Annotated in this window: 3 protein-coding genes; 2 read left to right on the top strand and 1 reads right to left on the bottom strand. The window is 71.6% G+C overall.

Annotated elements, in window-relative coordinates:
- The first annotated feature begins 17 nt into the window (after nucleotides 1-17).
- Complete coding sequence (locus ACY45C_RS08350) at nucleotides 18-1,589, top strand: aldehyde dehydrogenase family protein (protein WP_462187064.1); 1,572 nt, start codon at nucleotides 18-20, stop codon at nucleotides 1,587-1,589.
- 52 nt (nucleotides 1,590-1,641) lie between these two features.
- On the opposite strand, the gene ACY45C_RS08345 is transcribed toward ACY45C_RS08350, so the two are convergent.
- Complete coding sequence (locus tag ACY45C_RS08345) at nucleotides 1,642-2,367, bottom strand: polysaccharide deacetylase family protein (RefSeq protein ID WP_462187050.1); 726 nt, start codon at nucleotides 2,365-2,367, stop codon at nucleotides 1,642-1,644.
- 418 nt (nucleotides 2,368-2,785) lie between these two features.
- Between ACY45C_RS08345 and ACY45C_RS08340 the strand changes: the two genes are divergently transcribed.
- Nucleotides 2,786-3,550 (top strand): DUF459 domain-containing protein, encoded by a 765-nt coding sequence (locus tag ACY45C_RS08340; protein ID WP_462187049.1) that lies wholly within the window; start codon nucleotides 2,786-2,788, stop codon nucleotides 3,548-3,550.
- Nucleotides 3,551-3,603 lie beyond the last annotated feature (53 nt).

Raw genomic sequence — 3,603 nt, 5'->3', positions numbered from 1 at the left:
CCGTCAATATCACCGGTATGGCCGCAGCATCCAGCAGCTCCCAGCCACGACTCCACATTAAGCCGGGTACCACCTGGTCCGAGGCGTTCGCCACCTGCCGCCAGATTGCCCCCGAGGCGTTCGACGAGGACCGCCTCCGTAATCTCTGGGGCGGGCACTGGCATCGAACTGGAAACCCACTGCACAGCCTGTCCCCCGTCGACGGCACACCGATCGCCGGGCCCCCGATGATCGAGCTGGACGAGGCCCGGGAGGCGATCCGGGCCGCTCTCGACGACCACAAGCACTGGCGCGACGTGGCGCTGCCCGAGCGCAAGGCCCGGGTACGCGCCGCCGTCGACGCCATGGACGCCCACCGCGACCTGCTGGCTCTCCTGCTCGTCTGGGAGATCGGCAAGCCCTGGCGGCTGGCGCGCACCGACGTCGACCGTGCCCTCGACGGGGTGCGCTGGTACATCGACGAGATCGACGGCATGATCGCCGGGCGCACCCCGTTACCCGGTCCGGTGAGCAACATCGCCAGCTGGAACTACCCGATGAGCGTGCTCATGCATGCCGTGCTCGTCCAGATCCTCGCCGGCAACGGCACCATCGCCAAGACCCCGACCGACGGCGGCGCCGCCTGCCTGACGCTGGCGAGCGCGCTGGCCCGCCGGGAGGGTCTGCCGGTCTCGCTGGTCTCCGGATCGGGTTCCCGGCTGAGCTCGGCGCTGGTCCGCGCCCCCGAGATCGGCTGCCTGGCCTTCGTGGGCGGCCGGTCGGCGGCTGGCCAGGTCGCCGCCGCCCTGGTCGACACCGGTAAGCGCCACTTCCTCGAGCAGGAGGGCCTCAACGCCTGGGGCATCTGGGACTTCTCCCAGTGGGACGTGCTCGCCGCCCATCTGAAGAAGGGCTTCGAGTACGGCAAGCAGCGCTGCACCGCCTACCCCCGCTACGTCGTCCAGCGCCAACTGTTCGACAGGTTCCTCCAGATGTACCTGCCGGTGGTCTCCGGCGTCCGGTTCGGCCACCCCCTCGCTGTCGCCGACGACACCGACCCGCTGCCCGAGCTGGACTACGGCCCGGTCATCACCGCGGACAAGGCGACCGAGCTGGCCGCGAAGATCGACGAGGCGATCACGAAGGGCGGCGTGCCGATCTACCGCGGAGACCTCGCGGACGGCCGGTTCATCCCCGGGCAGGACACCTCCGCCTACGTGCCGCCGGTGGCGGTCCTGAGCCCGCCGGCGTCGTCTGCGCTGCACCACGCGGAGCCGTTCGGCCCGGTCGACACCATCGTCGTCGTCGACTCGGAGGCCGAACTGCTGGCGGCGATGAACGCCTCCAACGGCGCGCTGGTCGCCTCACTGGCCTGCGACGACGAGTCCCATGCCCCCCGGCTCGCCGGGGAACTGCAGGCGTTCAAGGTCGGAGTCAACAAGCCGCGCTCCCGCGGCGACCGGGACGAGCCGTTCGGTGGCCGCGGCGCCTCCTGGAAGGGGGCCTTCGTCGGCGGTGTCCATCTGGCCAGAGCCGTCACCGTGGGCGCGGACGCCGACGAGCGGCTCGTCGGCAACTTCCCGAGCTACTCCCTCTACCCGGCCGTCTGACCTGCCCAGCCGTCTGACCTGCCCGGCCGCTCCTGCCAGAAGGAGGATTCGGCTAGGCCGGCAGGCCGTGCTCGGCGAGTGGTCCGAGGCGCAGGCCGGCGTCGTCGCAGCACGCGGCGATCCCGGGCAGAGCCCCGAGCGCGCTGCGCCAGGCCTCGGGGGCCGATGTGCAGTCACAGTCGTGCAGCAGCACCGTGGCGCCCCCGCGCAGGTCGGGGGCGAGGGTGTCCAGCACGCTGCCCGGCGTCGCCTCGGCCGTCCAGTCGCGTCCCCACGCCGACCACAGGACGGGGCTGAGGTCGAGGCGGCGGGCCGCGACGAGCAGCCCGGCCGAAAGGATGCCGTGCGGCGGCCGGACGAACCGCGGCGCGCGACCGGTGATCTCGACGACCAGGTCCCGGGTGCGGGCGAGATGGTCGTGCGTGGAGCGGGGACCGCGCAACAGCATCGGGCGATGATCCCAGCCGTGCACGGCCAGCTCGTGCCCGGCGGCGGCCATCTCCCTCGCCAACGTCGGTGCACGTTCCAGCAGACCACCGAGGACGAAGAACGTCGCCCGCACGTCGAGTTCGGCGAGCACGTCGAGGAACTGCGGCGTGGACACCGGATCCGGACCATCGTCGAAGGTGAGCGCGACGTGATCAGGCGCGCCGAGCCCTGCGAGCGCCGGCGTCCACCGCAGCCGTAGTCGACGCAATGTGGTGAGCGACGGAATGCCGTAGGTGAACCCGGCCACGCCGCCCAGGGTCAACGCCGCGGCGGCAGTACGGCGGGCCATGGTGGGCCTGCGCGTCGCAACGGACCGCGTCATGGCGAAAACTCTGCCACAGATCCGGTCTCGCCTTCCGACCAGCACCCCCATGCCCGCCGCCACAGGGCAGCCCGCCGCCACAGGGCAGCCCGCCGCCACAGGGCAGCCCGCCGCCACAGGGCAGCCCGCCGCCATGGGGCAGCCCACCGCCATGGGTACTGCCATGTCCTACCCACCCCCACCCTCCCGTCTCGGCCACGACCGCCCGCGGTAGCGGGAGCTACTCGGGTCTCTGGATAGAACAGTTATGGGAGGTACGTTCGGTAATGTCCGTTCGTGGGGACGGCACACCCGTCACCAGAACAGCGCCGGGCGGGAAGCACGATGAGGTGGTGGGTAGCCGGGCAGAGTCGGACGTGATCGGGGATCCGGTGATACCGGCCCGGTGCGGCGGGGCAGGAAGGGGCGGACCGTGCGGATCGGACGGCTGGGACCGGTCGGCTGGCTGTTCGTCGTCGCGATCGTCCTGGTCGGGGGCACCCTGGTGGTGAACAGGACCTCCGACGACAGGCCACGGGTGGCGTTGTGGGGCGACTCGCTCGCCTGGGAGGCGGGTAGCGCCTTCGACGAGGCGGCCCGCGCGGACGGCGGGACCGCCGTGCTGGTGCGCACCTGGGGTGGCACGGCGCCCTGCGACTGGCTCATGGACATCCGCGACCAGGCGCGGCGTTGGCGGCCGACCACCGCGGTTCTGGTGTTCTCCGGCAACCAGGTGACGCCCTGCATGCAGGGTCGTGACCTGGTGACGGCCTACCGGGAGGACGTGACGAAGGCCGTCAAGATGCTGACGAATCAGGGCATCGGAGTCGTCCTCGTGGATGCGCCGCCACGGCGTGACCAGACGGTCGACGAGGCCGGGATGACCCTGTTGGACCGCCTGTGGCGCCAGATCGCCGCAGAGCACGAACGTACCCGGGTGGTCCCCGCGGGCCGGGTGCTGACCATGAACGGCCGGTTCACCTCGACGATGCCCTGTGCCGCGGGCGAGACCTGCGAGCCCGGGGGGGTCGTCACAGTCCGCAGCCCCGACGGGGTCCACTTCTGCCCGTTGCTCCAGAAACCGATGACGGCCTGCCCAGTCCCGTCCCCTGGCGCCGTCCGCTTCGGCACCGCGATCGCTCGGGAGACCCTCCAGCTGGCCGAGGGCTGACCGCCAGCCGACCGACCAAGGGCCGACCGGGCGGGATCCACCATCTTCCGGGA

This window comes from Frankia sp. CcWB2 (genome assembly GCF_977927585.1).
Note: the sequence above shows the minus strand (reverse complement) of the source record. Positions and strands in the feature narration are given on the sequence as shown.